A 17545-nucleotide genomic window follows, 5' to 3' on the forward strand; every position below is an offset into this window, starting at 1 on the left:
ATTACGAGAATACCTCTAAATGAGCACTTCACAACACTTCGCTATCATTTTAAACCATATCTTTTTGAAATGCCTCTAACGCAATATGAACAGTCTCATCTGAAATAGATACGACATTCACTACCCCATATTCCTGCATAAGCACCATATGAATTGCTCCTGCATTTGCTTTCTTATCTTGTTTCATCAATTGAACGAGGCGCTCTACATTCAAATCTCTTGGCATTTTTGGATAGCCGTATTTCAAGAACCACTGCTTCATATCTTCATAAGCAAGATCAACCTTGTACACTTGCTCACTTAAAAATATGGCGAATAACATTCCAACCGCTACGCCGTCACCGTGAGTAATATTCCCATACCCTAGCTCTTTTTCAAGAGCATGTCCTAACGTATGTCCAAAGTTCAAATGGGCACGTACACCCTTCTCTGTTTCATCTTGTGACACAACATTTGCCTTTACAGGAATCGCCTTCGTTAATATATGGATTAACTTCTCATCACGAAGATCCGCTAATGTTTGCACTTCTTCTTTTAACCAATGATATAGCTCCACATCACCAATAAGAGCATGCTTTATCACCTCTGCATAACCTGAACGCCACTCTTTTTCAGGAAGAGACTGTAAAAACGGTGTATGATATACAACCGCTTCTGGCTGATGGAATGCACCAATCATATTTTTACCTAACGGATGATTAATCGCTACTTTCCCACCTACTGCGCTATCGTGCGCTAATAAAGTCGTCGGAACCTGCACAAAGCGAATACCCCGCATAAAAGATGCAGCAACAAAACCAGCTAAATCTCCAATCATTCCGCCTCCAAGTGCAAGAATTAAAGAATTTCTATCTAATTTATTTTCAAGAGCTGACGTATGAGCCGCATAGAAATTTTCGAAAGACTTCTCTTTTTCGCCACTTGGTACAACAAACGAAAACACGTCCTGCTCCACTTGTAATGCATCGATAACTGTCTGTAAATGTAGTGATGCAACAGCTTCATCTGAAATGATCATTACGTTAGATACAGCTGGCTGCATATTTTGAACGATCATTGTTAAGTTTGACAACGCTTCTTTACCAACATGTACATCATATTCTTTTGATTTCGTTTGAATATGTATGTTTCCCATTAAAATCCCCTCGCATATTCATTATGTTTCTCAATATTTTCACGAATTAGTTCCATACGATCTAATCCGAATTGTTCTATTAAAGCTGTTGCTAATTCCCAAGCCACAACCGCTTCTGCAACGACACTAGCTGCTGGCACTGCACAACTATCTGAACGTTCAATGCTCGCTGTAAAAGGCTCTTTCGTATCAATATCTACACTTTGAAGAGGTTTATAAAGTGTAGGTATCGGTTTCATCACACCGCGCACAACAATTGGCATTCCAGTCGTCATACCGCCTTCTAATCCACCTGCATTATTTGTTCTTCTTGTATATCCATGCTCCTCATTCCATAGAATTTCATCATGAACTTCACTTCCCGGTCTATGCGCTGCTTCAAAACCAATTCCAATCTCGACACCTTTAAAAGCATTAATACTCATAATTGCAGCTGCTAATTTCGCATCCAGTTTTCGATCATAATGCACGTAGCTACCTACTCCAATTGGCATTCCTTCCACAATTACTTCAACGATTCCACCAATTGAATCACCATTTGCTTTCGCATCATCAATCGCTTTCATCATTTGGTTACCAGCTTCGTCATCTAAGCAACGTACAGGAGATGCTTCTGTAATACTCTTTAATTCTTCAATTGAACTATACGTAACCTCCTTAGCTTGTACACCGCCAATTTCAATTACATGGCCCGCCACTTTAATACCAAGTTCTGCTAACACCTTTTTAGCAACCGCACCAGCAGCAACACGCACCGTCGTTTCGCGCGCTGACGAACGTTCCAGTACATTCCTCATATCTCTATGACCATATTTAATTGCACCATTTAAATCAGCATGCCCAGGCCTTGGTTTTGTCACTTTCCTTTTTATCTCTTTTTCTTCCTGCTCAGTTAAAGGCTCTGCCCCCATAATTTTTGTCCAATGGGCAAAATCACGATTTTCAACAACGAGTGCAATAGGGGAACCTAATGTTTCTCCATGTCTAACACCACTTAAAATTTGCACTTGATCCGTTTCAATTTGCATGCGTCTACCACGCCCATATCCCTTTTGCCTTCTAGCTAACTCTTCGTTTATATCATCCGCTACTAAAGACAATCCTGCTGGAACACCTTCTATAATCGTTGTAAGTTGCGGACCATGAGATTCACCAGCTGTAATATATCGCATACGTTATTCCTCTTTTCGTATATGTATTTATCTCACTATATTAACTTTTATCATTCTAAAAATATTAAAGAAATTATATCATAAATCGACCATTTTCTTATTCTATATTTCCGATAGGCCTAATTTAAATATCAATATATCATAACAGCTCAAACTTCGTAACTAATTGAAAATAAAAAAAGTGCAAGAAGAATACCCCTATTCTCCTTGCACTTTTTACTATTATCACAGTGATTAAAGCGTTTACAAATTATTTCAAAATAATTAGTAAATCCATTCATTCATTAATTTTGAGTAGTCAACTAATTCTTCTTCTTTAAAGAAAATAGCAATCTCGCGCTCTGCGCTTTCTAAAGAATCAGAACCATGAATAATATTTTTCGCAACAGTTACACCGAAATCTCCACGAATTGTTCCAGGAGCTGCTTCATGTGGTCTTGTTTTCCCCATCATGTTACGCGCTGTATCTACTACACCTTCACCTTGCCATACCATTGCGAATACAGGTCCAGATGTAATAAAGTCTACTAACTCACCAAAGAAAGGTTTTTCCTTATGCTCAGCGTAGTGTTGTCCAGCAATTTCCGGAGTGACTTGCATTAATTTTGCACCAACTAATTGAAAGCCTTTTTTCTCAAAACGAGCTACAATTTCCCCAATGAAGGCACGTTGTACACCGTCTGGTTTTACCATTAGAAATGTTTTTTCCATAAAAAATCTCTCCACTTCTGAATTATGTATGTAATTGTATATCCCCACACACATATTATCACCCTTATCACAATTGTGCAATAGTTTTGAAATAGAGAGATTATTTTATTTTTTAGAATAAACATTAAAATTTTCGTTTTCCAATATACTTTGCAACATTTTGTAATGCATACTTTGCTTTTCCACGTGGGAGTGGTTTTATTATTTCTAAAGCTTTATGTAAATAACGTTCACTAAACGCAAATGCTTGATCAATTGCTGGACTATTTTTTACAGCATCAATAATTTCTTGCATTTCACTTGCTGTTGTATTTTCATGTACAGATGTGATTTTTTGACGAAGTACTGGATCTTCCATCGCATATAAAGCAGGGAGCGTTATGTTTCCTTGTAATAAATCTCCACCAGCAGGTTTTCCAAGTTTCTCTTCTGTGGAAACGAAGTCTAAAATGTCATCAATAATTTGATAAGACATTCCTACAAAATACCCATACCAAAATAGACGATTTACTGTATCACGATTAGCACCAGCAGCAATCGCTCCCAATTGACAACTCGCGGCAATTAATAATGCTGTTTTTCGCTTTATTCTTCTTAAATACGTTCTTAAATTTTGGTCATAATTGTATTTATCTTTAATTTGTTCAATTTCACCTTTACAGACTTCTAAAATAGTATGTGATAACGCTTGATGCGCCTCTGGGATTTCGATATTTGTTATACATTCAAGAGACTTAGCGAACAAATAGTCCCCTGTATACATCGCAATACGATCTCCCCATTTCGCATTCACAGTCGCACTGCCGCGTCGTAAAAATGCAGCATCAATAACATCATCGTGAACAAGAGAAGCCATATGAATAAGCTCTAACGCAACAGCAACATGCTTAATCGCATCTAACTTATAATCTCCAAATTTCCCTGCAAGCAACACAAATACAGGACGAATTCGCTTCCCACCAGCTTCAATAAGTTGTAATGCTGCCTCTTCTACTAATGGCTGTTCAGAAGCAACTGTCTTTTTTAATTCTTTTTCTATCACATTAATATCCGATCGTAAAAAAGAGTACATAAGTTGTAACTTCATATTGTTCACCTTAACCTAAAACTTCTTTTTTCTTTTTTCTATTTTGATTCTGGTTTAATACCTAAATGCATCGCTGCTACCCCAAAAGTAAATGGTTTCACTTGCACACGTTCAAGTCCAGCTTGCTCAAACATTTGGGCCAATTCTTTCATCCCTGGGAATGCACTAGCAGATTCTTGAAGCCATGAATATTCTTTATAACTTTTCGCAAACATCTTTCCAAATAACGGCATGATATATTTAAAGTATAAAATATACCCTTGTCGAAAACCAATCATTGTTGGTTGAGATGTTTCTAAACAGATTACTTTTCCACCTGGTTTTACTACACGCGTCATTTCTTTTAATACGTGCATATAATCCGGTACGTTACGTAAACCAAACCCAATTGTTACATAATCAAACGTATTATCTTCAAATGGAAGCTCCATTGCATTCCCATGTAGAAGTTCTACTTGTTTTAATTGTAACGCCTCTACCTTTTGCTTACCGACAGATAACATATTTTCACTGAAGTCTAAGCCAACAACCTTTCCTTGCTCACCTACCGCTCCAGCTAGCGCAATTGTCCAATCTGCGGTTCCGCAGCATACATCAAGCGCTTTACTGCCAGGTTGTACATCCATAATTCGCATCGTTTCTTTACGCCACGCTTTATGTCTTTGAAAACTAATTACAGAATTCATCACATCGTATTTATCAGAAATCTTTTCAAATACGTCATGTACTCTTTCTTCTTTTGATTGTTGCATGCTCGTACCTTCTTCCAATGTAAAATTGCTTATGTCTTCTATTTATCCCTTAACACAGAATTTATTTCACTTACGTCTGTGTGATTTTCTAAAAATTGTTTTTCTTTCTTTCTCAATTCCATCATCCAACCATTAATCACTACTTCTGCTTTATCCCCTAAAGCATCTTGCACCGCTTGAAAAACAGGTGAATGTTGTTTATCAGCATACAATTGAATTTCTTTTTGAAGGCGATTTCCACCTAATACGTATGTGATAAATGGCTTCCAATGTGATAAATGAAAATGATCACATGTTTTTTGAAGGAGCGCAGACTCAATCGTTACTACGCTTTTCATTATGTCATCCGTCGTTTCATGCGCTTTTTGGTATAACATAATTTTGTGTTCATTTATCTCTTTAATTCCTTCAGCAAGTGCACGAATTAAAACAATATCACGATTCATAGACAATAAATAATAATATAGTCCACTATAGTAATCGCCTGCAAGTACTGTTAATTGACGACATTTATGGAATTCAATCTCTTCCTCGCCTGCTTTATTTGATACCCTTTCATGCGTATCAAGCGCAATTTGTACAAGCATAATTGTTACTACGTAATGCTCAATTTGTTCTATATGTAAGTTTGCACTCTTTAAAGCACCATATAACAATGCTATCTTTTCTTCATCAATAAATGGTTCTTCAATATAGTTTATAAAATAAGGATGGCGTAATTTCTCCATCAATTTCTCTTTTATACCCGCATACCCTCCGTAGATGTCACACACAAAAAATCACCCTTGTTTTCTAATTCATAAAACTTATTATAACACATACACTCTATTTTCTATAACCAAAACTTGGCTACACCTACCATTCATGTAAGCAATCTTTCTAATCTCACTCTGTCTAGCTAAAACTATATCATTTATTTACTAAAAAAAAAAAGAAAAGCAGTTTCCCGCTTTTCTTTACTTCGCTTTAATAAACGATAAAATTTCACTGCGCGCTGCAGCATCATTTTCAAGCACACCACGCACTGCTGTCGTTACTGTTTTCGCACCTGGTTTTTTCACACCACGCATCGTCATACACATATGTTCTGCTTCTACTACTACCATTACACCATGAGGCTCTAGTACTTCCATAATAGAGTTGGCTACTGTTGATGTAATACGTTCTTGCAGTTGTGGACGACGTGCAATTGTATCTACAGTACGAGCTAATTTACTTAACCCTGTCACCTTTCCACCTTGCGGAATATATGCAACGTGAGCAACTCCATAGAATGGAACTAAATGATGCTCACACATCGAATAAAATGGTATATCTTTTACTAGTACAAGCTCTTCGTGATCTTCTCCGAATACTTTATGCAAATGCTCTTTCGGATCTTCATGCATACCTGAGAACACTTCTGCGTACATTTTTGCAACACGCTTTGGCGTATCAAGTACTCCCTCACGATTTGGATCATCCCCAATCGCCTCTAAAATAAGGCGTACTGCATGTTCAATTTGTTCTAAATTAACTTTTGCCATCCGCTAGCCCTCCCGAAAACCTAAAAGTGATACGAACACATTCTAGCATATTTATGTTTTTAAAAGCAAAAAGAAGAGTTCCCAAAAAGGAAACTCTTCTTCCCTGTTAATATGTAAGGATTATTTAACCGCATCTTTTAACGCTTTACCAGGTTTGAATGCAGGTACTTTACTTGCAGCGATTTCAATCTCCTCACCTGTTTGTGGGTTACGACCTTTACGAGCCGCACGCTCACGAACTTCGAAGTTACCGAATCCGATCAGTTGTACTTTATCACCTTGTTTTAAAGCTTCTAAGATAGAATCAAAAACAGCGTCTACTGCTTTTGTTGCGTCCTTTTTAGAAAGGGAACTTGCTTCTGCAACAGCATTGATTAAATCTGTCTTGTTCATGCCATTCACCTCCTCCCAAAGATAAGACTGTATAATGATCATAAAATGAGTCTTACTTTCATTTGTAGGCAATTTTTACAAATTCTATACTACAAAGATGTAGATAAATCATTATCAACGCCTATATTATACGATTCTCCTTTATAATTCAATATTTTTAAGGAAATTGTTACTCTGAAAATGTGAAAATCTGATGAAACTTGACAATTTACAACAATGTATTAGATAATGACTGTTTATTTTTCTATTTTATAATCGAAAAAACAAAAAATCCCTCTACAGTGAGAGGGATTTTTCTTATAGTATAATCGCAATTAATCCGCCAGATCCTTCATTAATAATTCTTTCTAGCGTTTCTTTTAATTTATATCTAGCATTTTCTGGCATTAAAGATAATTTCGCCTGAATTCCTTCTCGAACAATCGAGCTAAGCGAACGTCCAAATATATCAGAATTCCAAATTGATAACGGGTCATCTTCAAAATCTTGCATTAAATAACGAACTAATTCTTCACTTTGCTTTTCAGTACCAATGATCGGCTCAAACGTTGACTCTACATCTACTTTAATCATATGAATAGATGGCGCTACCGCTTTTAACTTCACACCAAACCTTGAACCATGACGAATAATTTCTGGCTCATCTAAGCTCATATCCGCTAGCGCAGGGGCTGCTACACCATATCCTGTTTGCTTAACCATACGCAATGCATCTGCCACTTGGTCATATTCTATTTTCGCATGAGATAAATCGAGCATAAGCTTCAATAAATGATCTTTCCCTCGAATTTCTACTCCTACTACTTCTTTTAAAATCTGATCATATAATTCATCTGGCGCATATAAATCAATCTCCGCCACACCTTGCCCCATATCAATGCCAGCTAGGCTCGCTCGATCAATAAATTCATATTGACTAAACTGCCAAACAACGCGATCCACATCACGAAGACGTTTTATATCCTTCACAGTTTCTTGAACTGCTTCTTGATAACTTTGACGCAACCAATGCCCTTCATTTAGCACCATTACCCAGCTCGGAAGGTTCACATTCACTTCTAATACAGGGAATTCAAATAGCGCTTCACGAAGTACATTATATACATCTGTTTCTCTTAAACTCTCCACACTCATTGCAATAACCGGGATATCATATTCTTCTGATAAACTTTGGCGTAATTGCTCTGTATCTGGATGATACGGCTGTACCGTATTAATTATCATAATGAAAGGTTTTCCTACTTCTTTCAACTCATTTACAACGCGTTCTTCTGCCTCTATATAATCTCTTCTTGGAATTTCACCAATTGTTCCATCTGTTGTAATTACAACACCAATTGTTGAATGTTCTTGAATTACTTTACGCGTGCCGATTTCTGCAGCTTCATGGAATGGAATAGGTTCTTCATACCAAGGGGTATTAATCATGCGCGGGCCATTCTCATCTTCATAGCCCTTCGCTCCTGGAACCGTATATCCAACACAATCTACTAATCGAATGTTCACTTCAAGTCCTTCATCTACTTCGATAGAAACCGCTTGGTTTGGAACAAACTTCGGTTCCGTCGTCATAATTGTACGACCAGCAGCACTTTGAGGCAATTCATCCTGCGCTCTTTGACGGTCAGACTCATTCTCAATATTTGGAATAACTACAAGTTCCATAAATTTTTTAATGAATGTTGATTTCCCTGTTCGAACAGCTCCTACAACTCCAAAATAAATATCACCGCCTGTTCGTTCTGCAATATCTTTAAAAATATCTACCTTTTCCAAGTGATTCCCTCCCTCAAAATTTTTGGGAATAATTCCGCGTTTATAGTCAACTAATACCTTCTCTAACGTTGCCTATAATATCTGATATAATATAATGGTATTCTAGAAGTTCGGACAATATATCATATAATTTTGTCCAATTTCATATGACTATTAAAAAATATCTTTTGTTTGCATCGTAAGTTGTATAACATAAAAAACCTTTCTTCTAGAACTTATTCACTAAAAGAAAGGTTCATGACTTATGATTTTAAAAAAATTGGTTCTCCGTTCTTTACTGTGTACGGTAAAGAATAGGCTGGTACAAACGGGGAACCTTTCGAAAGTATATTTCGAATATCTTCTCCCTCCGTAAACTGCCCTTCATTTTTTTTCAAAGCGTCATATAAGTCGATTCTATAATCAACAAAAACTTCTCCTTTTTCATTAATTACAAAAGGAAGCCCTTTACCAGAATATGGACTTGTCACTTGTGGCACATCTTTATATCCTAGTTTTTTGAAATCCAATTCATATACACCATCTGAAATTACTTTTTTAAAAGGTGGATATTGATGTTCATCACGATACATCCTAAGTTTTAAAGATAATTCCTGAATTTGTTCAGCCATCCTAACATCAATTAACTTTACTGTTGGATTTGTTTCAACGTCTATTAATACGTATTGATATACTCCTCCACTTTCATATGCATTCCCTGGCGCTTCTTGTATGTAACGCGGAGCAATCTGTTGAAAATCGATTGGATACTTTTGATAAATAGGTGTACTCATATCCCTCGTCTTAATTGGCAATATCCCATCATTTTGCTCCTTAAATGTCACAACAGCTTTTTGAACAACCTGTAGCTGATCTTCATAAGGAACCGCATTTTGCTTCATATTTTCTTTCGGATACAGACACCCCGTTAAAAGGCTCATACAACAAAATATTAAAATAATATGGACTTTTTTCACTAGCATCACCTTTTCATACTAATATAACTTGCTCCGTATGTAGTATTTTCGAGACCATTCCATTTACTGCTGTACAGGTCCACTAAATACAACAAGAAAAATAACAATTCCTGACACAACCATAAGGGTGTACGCTACTAACGCTGTAATCCCTTTCAAAAATTTATTCTTTATTTTATGTCTACTTAATAAAATAAAACTTACTGCAAAAAACATAAATCCAATTGCCCCTAAAGCCAACCACATTTTCATAAGCCCTTCTGACATATACACACCCCTTTTTATTAATCTATTTTTATACTATTTTAACAAATTAAAATCTTTAAACAAATACAAAAAGAACATTTTACTACAAATCGCGAATATGTAACTTTAATCAATAGGTTTTTCAGCATCTTCCACCAATCTAGATAAAAATAAAACCGAAGCTATTGTATCTCTCGCTTCGGTTGACCAAATATGCCCAAAAACAGCTCTATTCCCATTCTTTCATGGCTATCATATGCAATCTACAAACTCTTTGTTTCTCATAATTTATTTTTTAAACATTTTGCTTAACGAGCCAAAATCTGCTGGCATATTATTATTAATAATCGCTTTTACAATTTGATCCTCTTGCTCTTTCGGCACTTCACGTCCCGCCATAAGAGCCACTTGATGAATCAATTGACGAAGTACAGTTTCATCACGTAAATTCGCATTTTGCACGGATGATGCTAATTTAAAAATATCTTCTTTATTTACTTTCGCTTCCTTCTCAATATTATTAAAAATGTTATTATCCATTCTTTTCACCCTCTCCTCAAGTTACTCTTCATCCTATGCAAAAATAAATAAATGGTGAAAAGACCCATAAAATAAAAAAGCGACAGAAGTACAAATGTACTTCTGTCGCTTTTCTTTACAGTAAGTCAGGTATAGCTTCCACTTCATGTTTTCGAACACGTCCCATTAATGAGCCTACCGCATCTTTTACGTTATTCCCATTGAACAGCACGTCATATAAAGCAGCTGTAATCGGCATTTCAACTTCCATTTTCTCTGCCAATTCATGAGCAGCTTTCGTTGTTCTTACACCTTCCACAACCATACCCATGCTTTCTAACACTTCTTCTAAAGAATGTCCTTTTCCAAGCATATTTCCAGCACGCCAATTTCGGCTATGAACACTTGTACAAGTTACAATTAAGTCTCCCATACCAGTTAGACCAGCAAACGTTAACGGATTCCCGCCCATTTTTCTTCCTAAACGAGCAATCTCTGTTAAACCACGTGTCATCAATGCCGCTTTTGCATTATCACCTAATCCAAGACCATCAGTTATACCAGCAGCTAATGCGATAATATTTTTTAACGCACCACCAAGTTCAACTCCAACGATATCTGGATTTGTGTATACACGGAAATAACTATTCATAAATAAATCTTGTACTTCCTCAGCCGCTTCCATACGCTTTGCTGCAGACGTAACTGTTGTCGCTTGTCGTAAACCAACTTCTTCAGCATGACTCGGTCCAGACAATACAACAACATCTTTAATTAAGTTCTCTGGAATTTCTTCCTCGATTACTTCCGAAATACGTTTTGACGTACCAGGTTCAATCCCTTTACTCGCATGAATCCAAGTAATCGGTTCTGTAACAATTTCTTTCATCTCTTGTAATACATCTCTGTACGCTTTCGTCGGTACTACTAGCAGTACTGTATTTACATCTACTAATGCTTCTTCTAAAGAAGAGTAGGCTACGATTGTGCTTGGCAATGTAATGCCTGGGAGATATCGACTATTCTCATGTTTCGTATTCATTTCATCCATAAGTTCTGAGCGATTTCCCCAAATACGTACATCATGTCCATTGTCAGCTAATACCATCGCTAACGCTGTTCCCCAGCTACCTGCTCCTACTACTGTGATTTTTGTCATAAAATCACATCCTCTCCATTAGTCTCTTGCTCGAGCAATAATGTGAATCGGCGTTCCTACAAAACCGAACGCTTCACGTAAACGATTCTTTAAGAAGCGCTCATATGAAAAGTGCATTAATTCTGTATCGTTTACAAACACAACAAATGTCGGTGGTTTTACCGCAACCTGTGTCGCATAGAAGATTTTCAGACGGCTACCATTATGAGTCGGTGTTGGATTCATCGCTACCGCATCCATAATTACATCGTTTAATACGTTTGTTTGTACACGGATACTATGGCTTTCATTTACCTCATTGATAACCGGTAATAACGTTTGTGTACGTTTTTTCGTTTTTGCAGATAAGAATACAATCGGTGCATAATCCAAGAATTGGAAATGAGCACGAATGTTTTCTTCAAATGCTTTCATTGTTTTTTCATCTTTTTTCACTGCATCCCATTTGTTTACAACGATAATAACAGCTCGTCCTGAATCATGAGCATATCCAGCGATTTTTTTATCTTGCTCAATAATTCCTTCTTCTCCGTCTAAAACAACTAAAACAACGTCAGAACGTTCAATCGCTCTAAGTGCACGAAGTACACTATACTTTTCTGTACTTTCATATACTTTTCCTTTTTTACGCATACCAGCTGTATCGATGATTACATAATCTTGATCATCTTTACTATATGGTGTATCGACAGCATCACGCGTCGTTCCTGCGATATTACTTACAATTACACGTTCTTGACCAAGAAGTGCATTTACAAGCGATGATTTCCCTACGTTTGGACGTCCAATTAAAGAGAAACGGATTGTTTCATCGTCATACGCTTCTTCTTCAATCTTTGGAAAATGATTTGCAGCTTCATCTAACAAATCACCAAGTCCTAAACCGTGTGTACCTGAAATCGGGAATGGCTCGCCAAATCCTAATGAATAAAAATCATAAATATCACTACGCATTTCTGGATTATCAACTTTATTTACCGCAAGTACAATTGGTTTTTTAGAACGATACAAAATTTTAGCAACTTCTTCATCCGCTGCAGTTACACCATCGCGACCATTCGTCATAAAAATGATAACATCTGCTTCATCAATCGCAACTTCCGCCTGTTGACGAATTTGTGTCAAGAACGGCTCGTCTCCAATATCAATTCCACCTGTATCAATAATGTTAAACTCATGATTTAACCATTCTCCCGCACTATAAATACGGTCTCGAGTTATACCTGGGATATCTTCTACGATTGAAACTCTTTCTCCAACTATTCTATTGAAAATAGTAGATTTTCCTACGTTCGGGCGGCCTACTATTGCTATTACTGGTTTCGGCATATACTTTCATCCTTTCAACTTGCTTCTGTTTATTATGTAAAAAACCCTTCTTTGTGCAAGAAGGGATTTGCATTCCAGAATATTTCTCAACGTATCAAAACACCTCACATTATAACACACGTTCCTAATGTTTCACAATAATATATACATTCTCTTGTAAGCGATGCGCAATACCATCTAAAATTGCCTCTAAATTATTTGCAACAAATTCTAGTTCCTCCATCGACTCACAAACAAATAAAGGAGCACCACCTGCAAATTTTTCTGGCGCTGTTGTAATAACTGCCAGGATAACGCTTTCTAACATCATCTCTTATCTCCCCTTCCTTTCGGGGCTTCCGATGACATATGGACAGCACTTTCTAACGTTGGTACATTTCCTATGACACTTATTGCTTTCTCTGCATCTTGATCTTGCGGTAAGACAAAAATCCCAACCCTGCCATCCTCTAAATCACGCTTTGCTAACGGTACAAGCGCTGGTGTACCAGAATCTCTATAAATCCCTAACGCCACCGAAACATCGTGTAAAATAGCTTGCCGTTGCCCTAAATTTGAGATTGTCACCATCGCATCAATTGATTTCGGTTTTAATATAAACCCCATGCCATATTTCATAATCTCTTCTTGCCTCACTGGCAATCCAATATTCATAATATAAATATTATCGATATAAAGCCCTGCTCCTTCAAAACGCAGCGGAACATGCTCAATATCTACAAGGTCATGGAGTCTTCTACCAGACATTAATTTTTTCGCAATAAAAAATGCGATTATAGCCATAATTACTCCAGCAATCCATGAACGGAACCCTATATACGCAAACGTCGTTGCAAACGACGTTAACATCGCCAAATAGTTGCGACTTTCAAAAACCAATGCAATCCCTTCAATGTACGTATTTCCACGCGGTACGAGCTCATACCCATCTAATTGTTGAAGTGTATTTCTTTCCATATTACGTACATCACGAAATTGTGTCGCTGCTAACGTAAGAAATGTAATGGCAGAAAAATCTTTTTTCAAAATAGATGGGATTGCAATCGCTCCTAAAGCTGCTGCAATTAACCCCATTGCAATATGAATAATCTTTCCATGTAGCCTCGTCGGATATTGCCGTGTATCCGTCCGGAGCATTAACACCCTTGTAACTGTCCCCGCTATTACGCCGCATAAAATGGCTGGTGTATATTCAGTCATGTATTACCCTCGCCTTTCTTTTACGTGTTTTTCTCTTAAACTGTTCCATGTATACTGATGCTTTTGCAATCCAAAACAATACTGCCATGAATAATGTAGAAACGGCGACGATATCAAAAAATGCTAAACTACCGTAATCATATGGAAAATTCAATTTCCGAAAAATAAATGTCACTAGCAACTCTCCTTGTAACATCCCTACATATAGGGAACATAATCGTAATATGCGATCCCCATGCAATAACACCGATGCATACACAAGAGCACTACTTAGCAGAAACACTCTATCCACCACAATCCAAATCGGATCATATATCTCTAACAGATGAAAACTTGTATATAACATCGCAATAATAAGTGCCGAAAGTAAGCTATATAATTTTTTCCAAACAGAATACAGCGCAATCCCTATAAAAGAAATAATACAAAGTAAAAGAGCATTTACTGATACCATGAATGAGGCGATCGTTACATGTAACGGAGAGCAAATTATAAAAATCAATATACAAGCGCCTAACTTCCACCGAATATGGTCCTTTTTCATAAAAAAGGTTACGACAACCCACCCTATCCAAGCTATAAAATAAAAAGTACTTCCATCCATCTACTTCACCTCCTATGTTTTCCATTATGGGAATTTTTTATGAAAGTTAATCCACTTTATTTACGCATAGTTTTTTCTTATAACAGCAACACTTTTAACAAGGAGGTGTTATTCATTATGGGTAAAGATCGCCAAGAACGAAAACTACGAGAATCACGCCGCGTTGAATCTGATCGTGATCAATCACTACAATATCCAGGTGCAACTGGACTTGATACACCAGAGCAGGCTCGAAAACAAAACCAGCACTAATGAATACAAAAAGACGGTTTCGATATTGTACGAAACCGTCTTTTACATAATCATTTTAATGATTTTTATTTATATCGAAATAATATTTTGTGTACTATATCCTCCTATCACTTCTTTTTACCTCCACCTATTTCCTTTAGAAAATACCAATTCCATTTTATATTACGAGAAAGAAAACAAAACAAAAAAATCAACCGAACGGTTGATTTTTTATCTCCTACTATAATGCGCAGTATCAATACCACGCTGCATTAACCAATGATATGTTTCACCTTTTACAACAAGAGGTACAGACTGCAACTCTTCTATCGTCTTCGCACCAAGAGCTGTCATAATAAATTTCAAATCTGTATGTAGAAGTTCAATTTCATCCACTAATTTCTCGATACCATCTTGCATTAAAATACGTAAAAAGTAACCAGCAAACGCAGTTGTATTCGCCCCTAATGCGATTGCTTTCGCTACGTCAAGCGCTGTCTGTATACCCCCTGATGCAATAAAAGAGAGGTTATTATTTGTAGAGGTTGCTTCAATAATCGAGGTTGCTGTTTGTATGCCCCAGTTATTAAAATAAGAAAGCATTCGCTGTCTTCTTTCATTTTCAACAGCAGCAAAATTCGTACCACCTTGCCCACCAATATCAATTGCCGTTACACCTACGTTCGCTAACTGTTGCATTGTTTCCTTGCTCATCCCAAATCCAACTTCTTTTACAATGACAGGAACTTTACTATTTAAAACAATTTTCTCTATGCGCTGAAGTACACCAGTAAAGTCACGGTCTCCTTCTGGCATCGTTAACTCTTGTATGACATTTAAATGAATTTGCAATGCATTCGCTTCAATCATATCAACGGCACGCTCTGCCTGCTCGATAGTTGCCTCACTACCTAAATTAGCAAAGAAAATACCATTCGGGTTTACCTTTCTAATCACCTTATAAGAAGCAGCCTCACTTTCATCTTTTAACGCCGCCATTTGCGACCCTACAGCCATAGCAAGGTTATGCTGTTTCGCTACATATGCTAATTGCTCATTAATATGTAACGTTTTCTCTCCTCCACCACCAGTCATCGCATTGATAAAAATCGGCGAACTTAGTGAAAGTTCGCCGATTTTTGTTTCACATGTTATTGTGTCATAATTTGAATTTGGCAAGCTTTGATGCACAAAATCAATATCATGAAAGCCATGCGTACGAGACTGACCAGTAGAAAGAGCGTATTCAATATGATCTAATTTACGTTTTGCCCTTACCACTTGTACCCCTCATTATTTCTTTAATTTTTTCAGTTGTTCACCAATAATATCACTTAATTGGAAAGTAGCAGAATCAGCATTTGGCTCATACTGACTATAATCTTCAATTACATTATTTTCCTCAAGCGCTTCTTTTATACTTAAAGAAATACGTTTCTCTGCTACGTGAACTTCAAGTACTTTCACTTTTACTTCTTGTCCCATTTCCAATACTTCATTCGGGTTTTTCACGTGACGATTTGCAATTTGAGATACGTGTACTAGTCCTTCAACGCCAGGTAAAATCTCAACGAATGCACCAAATGTAACAAGGCGTTTTACTACTCCCTCACGAATATCTCCAGCTTTTATTTCGCCAGCAACGTTTTCCCAAGGTCCTGGTTGAGCCGCTTTAATTGATAAAGAAATACGTTGTGTATCAGCATCAACAGATAACACCTTCACCTTAACCTTTTGACCTTGCTCTAATACTTCAGAAGGTTGCTCTACACGTTCGTGTGAAATTTGTGAAATGTGAACTAAACCGTCCACGCCACCAACGTTAACGAAAGCACCAAAGTCAGTTAATCGTTGCACTGTTCCTTCAACAACGTCACCTTCTTTTAATGAAGAAATTGCTTCTTTTTTCTTAGAATCTAGTTCTAATTCTACTACCGCTTTATGCGAAAGGATTACACGATTTTTTTCACGGTCTAATTCAACAATTTTCACCGCTAATGTTTTACCTTTATAGTCAGTAAAGTCTTCTACATAATGTACTTCTACAAGTGAAGCTGGAATAAAACCGCGAACACCAAGGTCCACAACTAATCCGCCATTCACAATATCTTTTACAGTAACATCAAATACATGACCAGAAGTAAATTTCTCTTGTAATTCTACCCATGCTTTTTCTGCATCAACAGCACGTTTAGATAAGACAAGATCATCTTCTTCTAATTTAATAATTTTCAACTCTAGTGTTTGATCTAATTCTACAACATCGCTTGCTTTTTCAATATGAACGTTAGCTAATTCACTAATTGGAATTACGCCATCTGTTTTGTATCCAACATTTACAAGCACTTGTTTCTCTTCAACTTTCGTTACAGAACCTGTAACAACGTCACCAACTTGTAATTCTTTTGAATCCATAACTTCTTCATTCATTTTCTCTACCATGGAAATACCTCCCTACAGAATTGACAAAGCATTTTTTTATGTATATACGAAATGAAAACAAAGTTTTCATTTGCATGTTTAAGAATCTCTCATCACATACTCTTTTTCAATACCATTCACAAGAAAATATATTAAACCTATATAAATAGTATACAGCAAAACCAGCTTGAAAAAAGTATGTTTTGAAATATAATAGCGAATATATTCTGACAGTTTTATTCCTCTTTAACTAACTTCTTACAAATTACCTCATTTGTCAAGGAAAGAGACTCACAATTCACGTATCCTTTACATTTCTATTTCAACA

Annotated in this window: 20 protein-coding genes; 1 reads left to right on the plus strand and 19 read right to left on the minus strand. The window is 36.7% G+C overall.

Annotated elements, in window-relative coordinates; genetic code table 11:
- Window positions 1-49 precede the first annotated feature (49 nt).
- The 17 genes from aroB to ACO6VI_RS05025 all read right to left on the minus strand — a co-directional run bounded on the left by aroB (window position 50) and on the right by ACO6VI_RS05025 (window position 14565).
- Window positions 50-1135: a 3-dehydroquinate synthase gene (gene aroB, locus ACO6VI_RS04945; protein ID WP_000526809.1), complete on the minus strand. Its 1086-nt coding sequence runs from the start codon at window positions 1133-1135 to the stop codon at window positions 50-52.
- On the minus strand, window positions 1135-2307 hold the full coding sequence (gene aroC, locus ACO6VI_RS04950; protein ID WP_001269379.1) for a chorismate synthase: 1173 nt from the start codon (window positions 2305-2307) through the stop codon (window positions 1135-1137). The genes aroB and aroC overlap by 1 nt, the downstream gene beginning before the upstream one ends.
- A 264-nt stretch (window positions 2308-2571) precedes the next feature.
- Window positions 2572-3018, minus strand: a complete 447-nt coding sequence (gene ndk, locus ACO6VI_RS04955; RefSeq protein WP_000415883.1) for a nucleoside-diphosphate kinase — start codon at window positions 3016-3018, stop codon at window positions 2572-2574.
- Between the two features lie 124 nt (window positions 3019-3142).
- A complete protein-coding gene (gene hepT, locus ACO6VI_RS04960) occupies window positions 3143-4105 on the minus strand; it encodes a heptaprenyl diphosphate synthase component II (RefSeq protein ID WP_000776079.1) in 963 nt (320 codons plus the stop codon).
- Between the two features lie 38 nt (window positions 4106-4143).
- Window positions 4144-4857: a 2-heptaprenyl-1,4-naphthoquinone methyltransferase gene (menG, locus tag ACO6VI_RS04965; RefSeq protein WP_001187668.1), complete on the minus strand. Its 714-nt coding sequence runs from the start codon at window positions 4855-4857 to the stop codon at window positions 4144-4146.
- Window positions 4858-4895: 38 nt separating this feature from the next.
- Window positions 4896-5630: a heptaprenyl diphosphate synthase component 1 gene (locus ACO6VI_RS04970; protein WP_000332853.1), complete on the minus strand. Its 735-nt coding sequence runs from the start codon at window positions 5628-5630 to the stop codon at window positions 4896-4898.
- A 183-nt stretch (window positions 5631-5813) separates the two neighbouring features.
- Window positions 5814-6383, minus strand: coding sequence for a GTP cyclohydrolase I FolE (gene folE, locus ACO6VI_RS04975; protein WP_001151481.1), 570 nt, complete (start codon window positions 6381-6383; stop codon window positions 5814-5816).
- Window positions 6384-6503: 120 nt separating this feature from the next.
- Window positions 6504-6776, minus strand: coding sequence for an HU family DNA-binding protein (locus ACO6VI_RS04980; protein ID WP_001043860.1), 273 nt, complete (start codon window positions 6774-6776; stop codon window positions 6504-6506).
- 297 nt (window positions 6777-7073) lie between these two features.
- A complete protein-coding gene (spoIVA, locus tag ACO6VI_RS04985) occupies window positions 7074-8552 on the minus strand; it encodes a stage IV sporulation protein A (RefSeq protein WP_000416519.1) in 1479 nt (492 codons plus the stop codon).
- 242 nt (window positions 8553-8794) lie between these two features.
- Window positions 8795-9508, minus strand: a complete 714-nt coding sequence (locus ACO6VI_RS04990) for a hypothetical protein (RefSeq protein ID WP_000755480.1) — start codon at window positions 9506-9508, stop codon at window positions 8795-8797.
- A gap of 63 nt (window positions 9509-9571) precedes the next feature.
- Entirely contained in the window at window positions 9572-9775 is a 204-nt protein-coding gene (locus tag ACO6VI_RS04995; protein ID WP_001289005.1) for a DUF2768 domain-containing protein, read from the minus strand.
- A gap of 267 nt (window positions 9776-10042) precedes the next feature.
- Window positions 10043-10294, minus strand: a complete 252-nt coding sequence (locus ACO6VI_RS05000; protein WP_000369753.1) for a stage VI sporulation protein F — start codon at window positions 10292-10294, stop codon at window positions 10043-10045.
- A 115-nt stretch (window positions 10295-10409) separates the two neighbouring features.
- Window positions 10410-11432 (minus strand): NAD(P)H-dependent glycerol-3-phosphate dehydrogenase, encoded by a 1023-nt coding sequence (locus tag ACO6VI_RS05005; protein ID WP_000161783.1) that lies wholly within the window; start codon window positions 11430-11432, stop codon window positions 10410-10412.
- 18 nt (window positions 11433-11450) lie between these two features.
- Window positions 11451-12761: a ribosome biogenesis GTPase Der gene (gene der / locus ACO6VI_RS05010; RefSeq protein ID WP_001125890.1), complete on the minus strand. Its 1311-nt coding sequence runs from the start codon at window positions 12759-12761 to the stop codon at window positions 11451-11453.
- A 124-nt stretch (window positions 12762-12885) separates the two neighbouring features.
- A complete protein-coding gene (locus ACO6VI_RS05015) occupies window positions 12886-13071 on the minus strand; it encodes a capping complex subunit for YIEGIA (protein ID WP_000979048.1) in 186 nt (61 codons plus the stop codon).
- Window positions 13068-13961, minus strand: coding sequence for a YIEGIA family protein (locus tag ACO6VI_RS05020; RefSeq protein ID WP_000141599.1), 894 nt, complete (start codon window positions 13959-13961; stop codon window positions 13068-13070). The genes ACO6VI_RS05015 and ACO6VI_RS05020 overlap by 4 nt, the downstream gene beginning before the upstream one ends.
- The gene (locus ACO6VI_RS05025; RefSeq protein ID WP_002093921.1) at window positions 13954-14565 is read right to left on the minus strand and encodes a YphA family membrane protein; all 612 of its coding nucleotides are present in this window, start codon (window positions 14563-14565) and stop codon (window positions 13954-13956) included. Before ACO6VI_RS05025 ends, ACO6VI_RS05020 begins: the two co-directional genes overlap by 8 nt.
- 117 nt (window positions 14566-14682) lie before the next feature.
- Here ACO6VI_RS05025 and ACO6VI_RS05030 point away from each other — a divergent pair, with 117 nt between their 5' ends.
- Window positions 14683-14817: a YpzI family protein gene (locus tag ACO6VI_RS05030; protein ID WP_000513900.1), complete on the plus strand. Its 135-nt coding sequence runs from the start codon at window positions 14683-14685 to the stop codon at window positions 14815-14817.
- A 210-nt stretch (window positions 14818-15027) separates the two neighbouring features.
- On the opposite strand, the gene ACO6VI_RS05035 is transcribed toward ACO6VI_RS05030, so the two are convergent.
- Together ACO6VI_RS05035 and rpsA are read right to left on the minus strand one after the other, a co-directional pair.
- On the minus strand, window positions 15028-16077 hold the full coding sequence (locus ACO6VI_RS05035) for a type 2 isopentenyl-diphosphate Delta-isomerase (RefSeq protein WP_000251041.1): 1050 nt from the start codon (window positions 16075-16077) through the stop codon (window positions 15028-15030).
- A 12-nt stretch (window positions 16078-16089) separates the two neighbouring features.
- Window positions 16090-17238: a 30S ribosomal protein S1 gene (gene rpsA, locus ACO6VI_RS05040; RefSeq protein WP_000229558.1), complete on the minus strand. Its 1149-nt coding sequence runs from the start codon at window positions 17236-17238 to the stop codon at window positions 16090-16092.
- Window positions 17239-17545: the final 307 nt, after the last annotated feature.

The organism is Bacillus sp. PSXD-155 (assembly GCF_049310765.1).
Taxonomy (GTDB): Bacteria; Bacillota; Bacilli; order Bacillales; family Bacillaceae_G; genus Bacillus_A; species Bacillus_A cereus.

Bases quoted from the DNA above. Each gene is read 5' to 3' on its own strand.
- aroB (WP_000526809.1), bottom strand. From the start codon at position 1,135: ATGGGAAACATACATATTCAAACGAAATCAAAAGAATATGATGTACAT.
- aroC (WP_001269379.1), bottom strand. From the start codon at position 2,307: ATGCGATATATTACAGCTGGTGAATCTCATGGTCCGCAACTTACAACG.
- ndk (WP_000415883.1), bottom strand. From the start codon at position 3,018: ATGGAAAAAACATTTCTAATGGTAAAACCAGACGGTGTACAACGTGCC.
- hepT (WP_000776079.1), bottom strand. From the start codon at position 4,105: ATGAAGTTACAACTTATGTACTCTTTTTTACGATCGGATATTAATGTG.
- menG (WP_001187668.1), bottom strand. From the start codon at position 4,857: ATGCAACAATCAAAAGAAGAAAGAGTACATGACGTATTTGAAAAGATT.
- folE (WP_001151481.1), bottom strand. From the start codon at position 6,383: ATGGCAAAAGTTAATTTAGAACAAATTGAACATGCAGTACGCCTTATT.
- ACO6VI_RS04980 (WP_001043860.1), bottom strand. From the start codon at position 6,776: ATGAACAAGACAGATTTAATCAATGCTGTTGCAGAAGCAAGTTCCCTT.
- ACO6VI_RS04995 (WP_001289005.1), bottom strand. From the start codon at position 9,775: ATGTCAGAAGGGCTTATGAAAATGTGGTTGGCTTTAGGGGCAATTGGA.
- ACO6VI_RS05000 (WP_000369753.1), bottom strand. From the start codon at position 10,294: ATGGATAATAACATTTTTAATAATATTGAGAAGGAAGCGAAAGTAAAT.
- ACO6VI_RS05005 (WP_000161783.1), bottom strand. From the start codon at position 11,432: ATGACAAAAATCACAGTAGTAGGAGCAGGTAGCTGGGGAACAGCGTTA.
- der (WP_001125890.1), bottom strand. From the start codon at position 12,761: ATGCCGAAACCAGTAATAGCAATAGTAGGCCGCCCGAACGTAGGAAAA.
- ACO6VI_RS05015 (WP_000979048.1), bottom strand. From the start codon at position 13,071: ATGATGTTAGAAAGCGTTATCCTGGCAGTTATTACAACAGCGCCAGAA.
- ACO6VI_RS05020 (WP_000141599.1), bottom strand. From the start codon at position 13,961: ATGACTGAATATACACCAGCCATTTTATGCGGCGTAATAGCGGGGACA.
- ACO6VI_RS05025 (WP_002093921.1), bottom strand. From the start codon at position 14,565: ATGGATGGAAGTACTTTTTATTTTATAGCTTGGATAGGGTGGGTTGTC.
- ACO6VI_RS05030 (WP_000513900.1), top strand. From the start codon at position 14,683: ATGGGTAAAGATCGCCAAGAACGAAAACTACGAGAATCACGCCGCGTT.
- rpsA (WP_000229558.1), bottom strand. From the start codon at position 17,238: ATGGTAGAGAAAATGAATGAAGAAGTTATGGATTCAAAAGAATTACAA.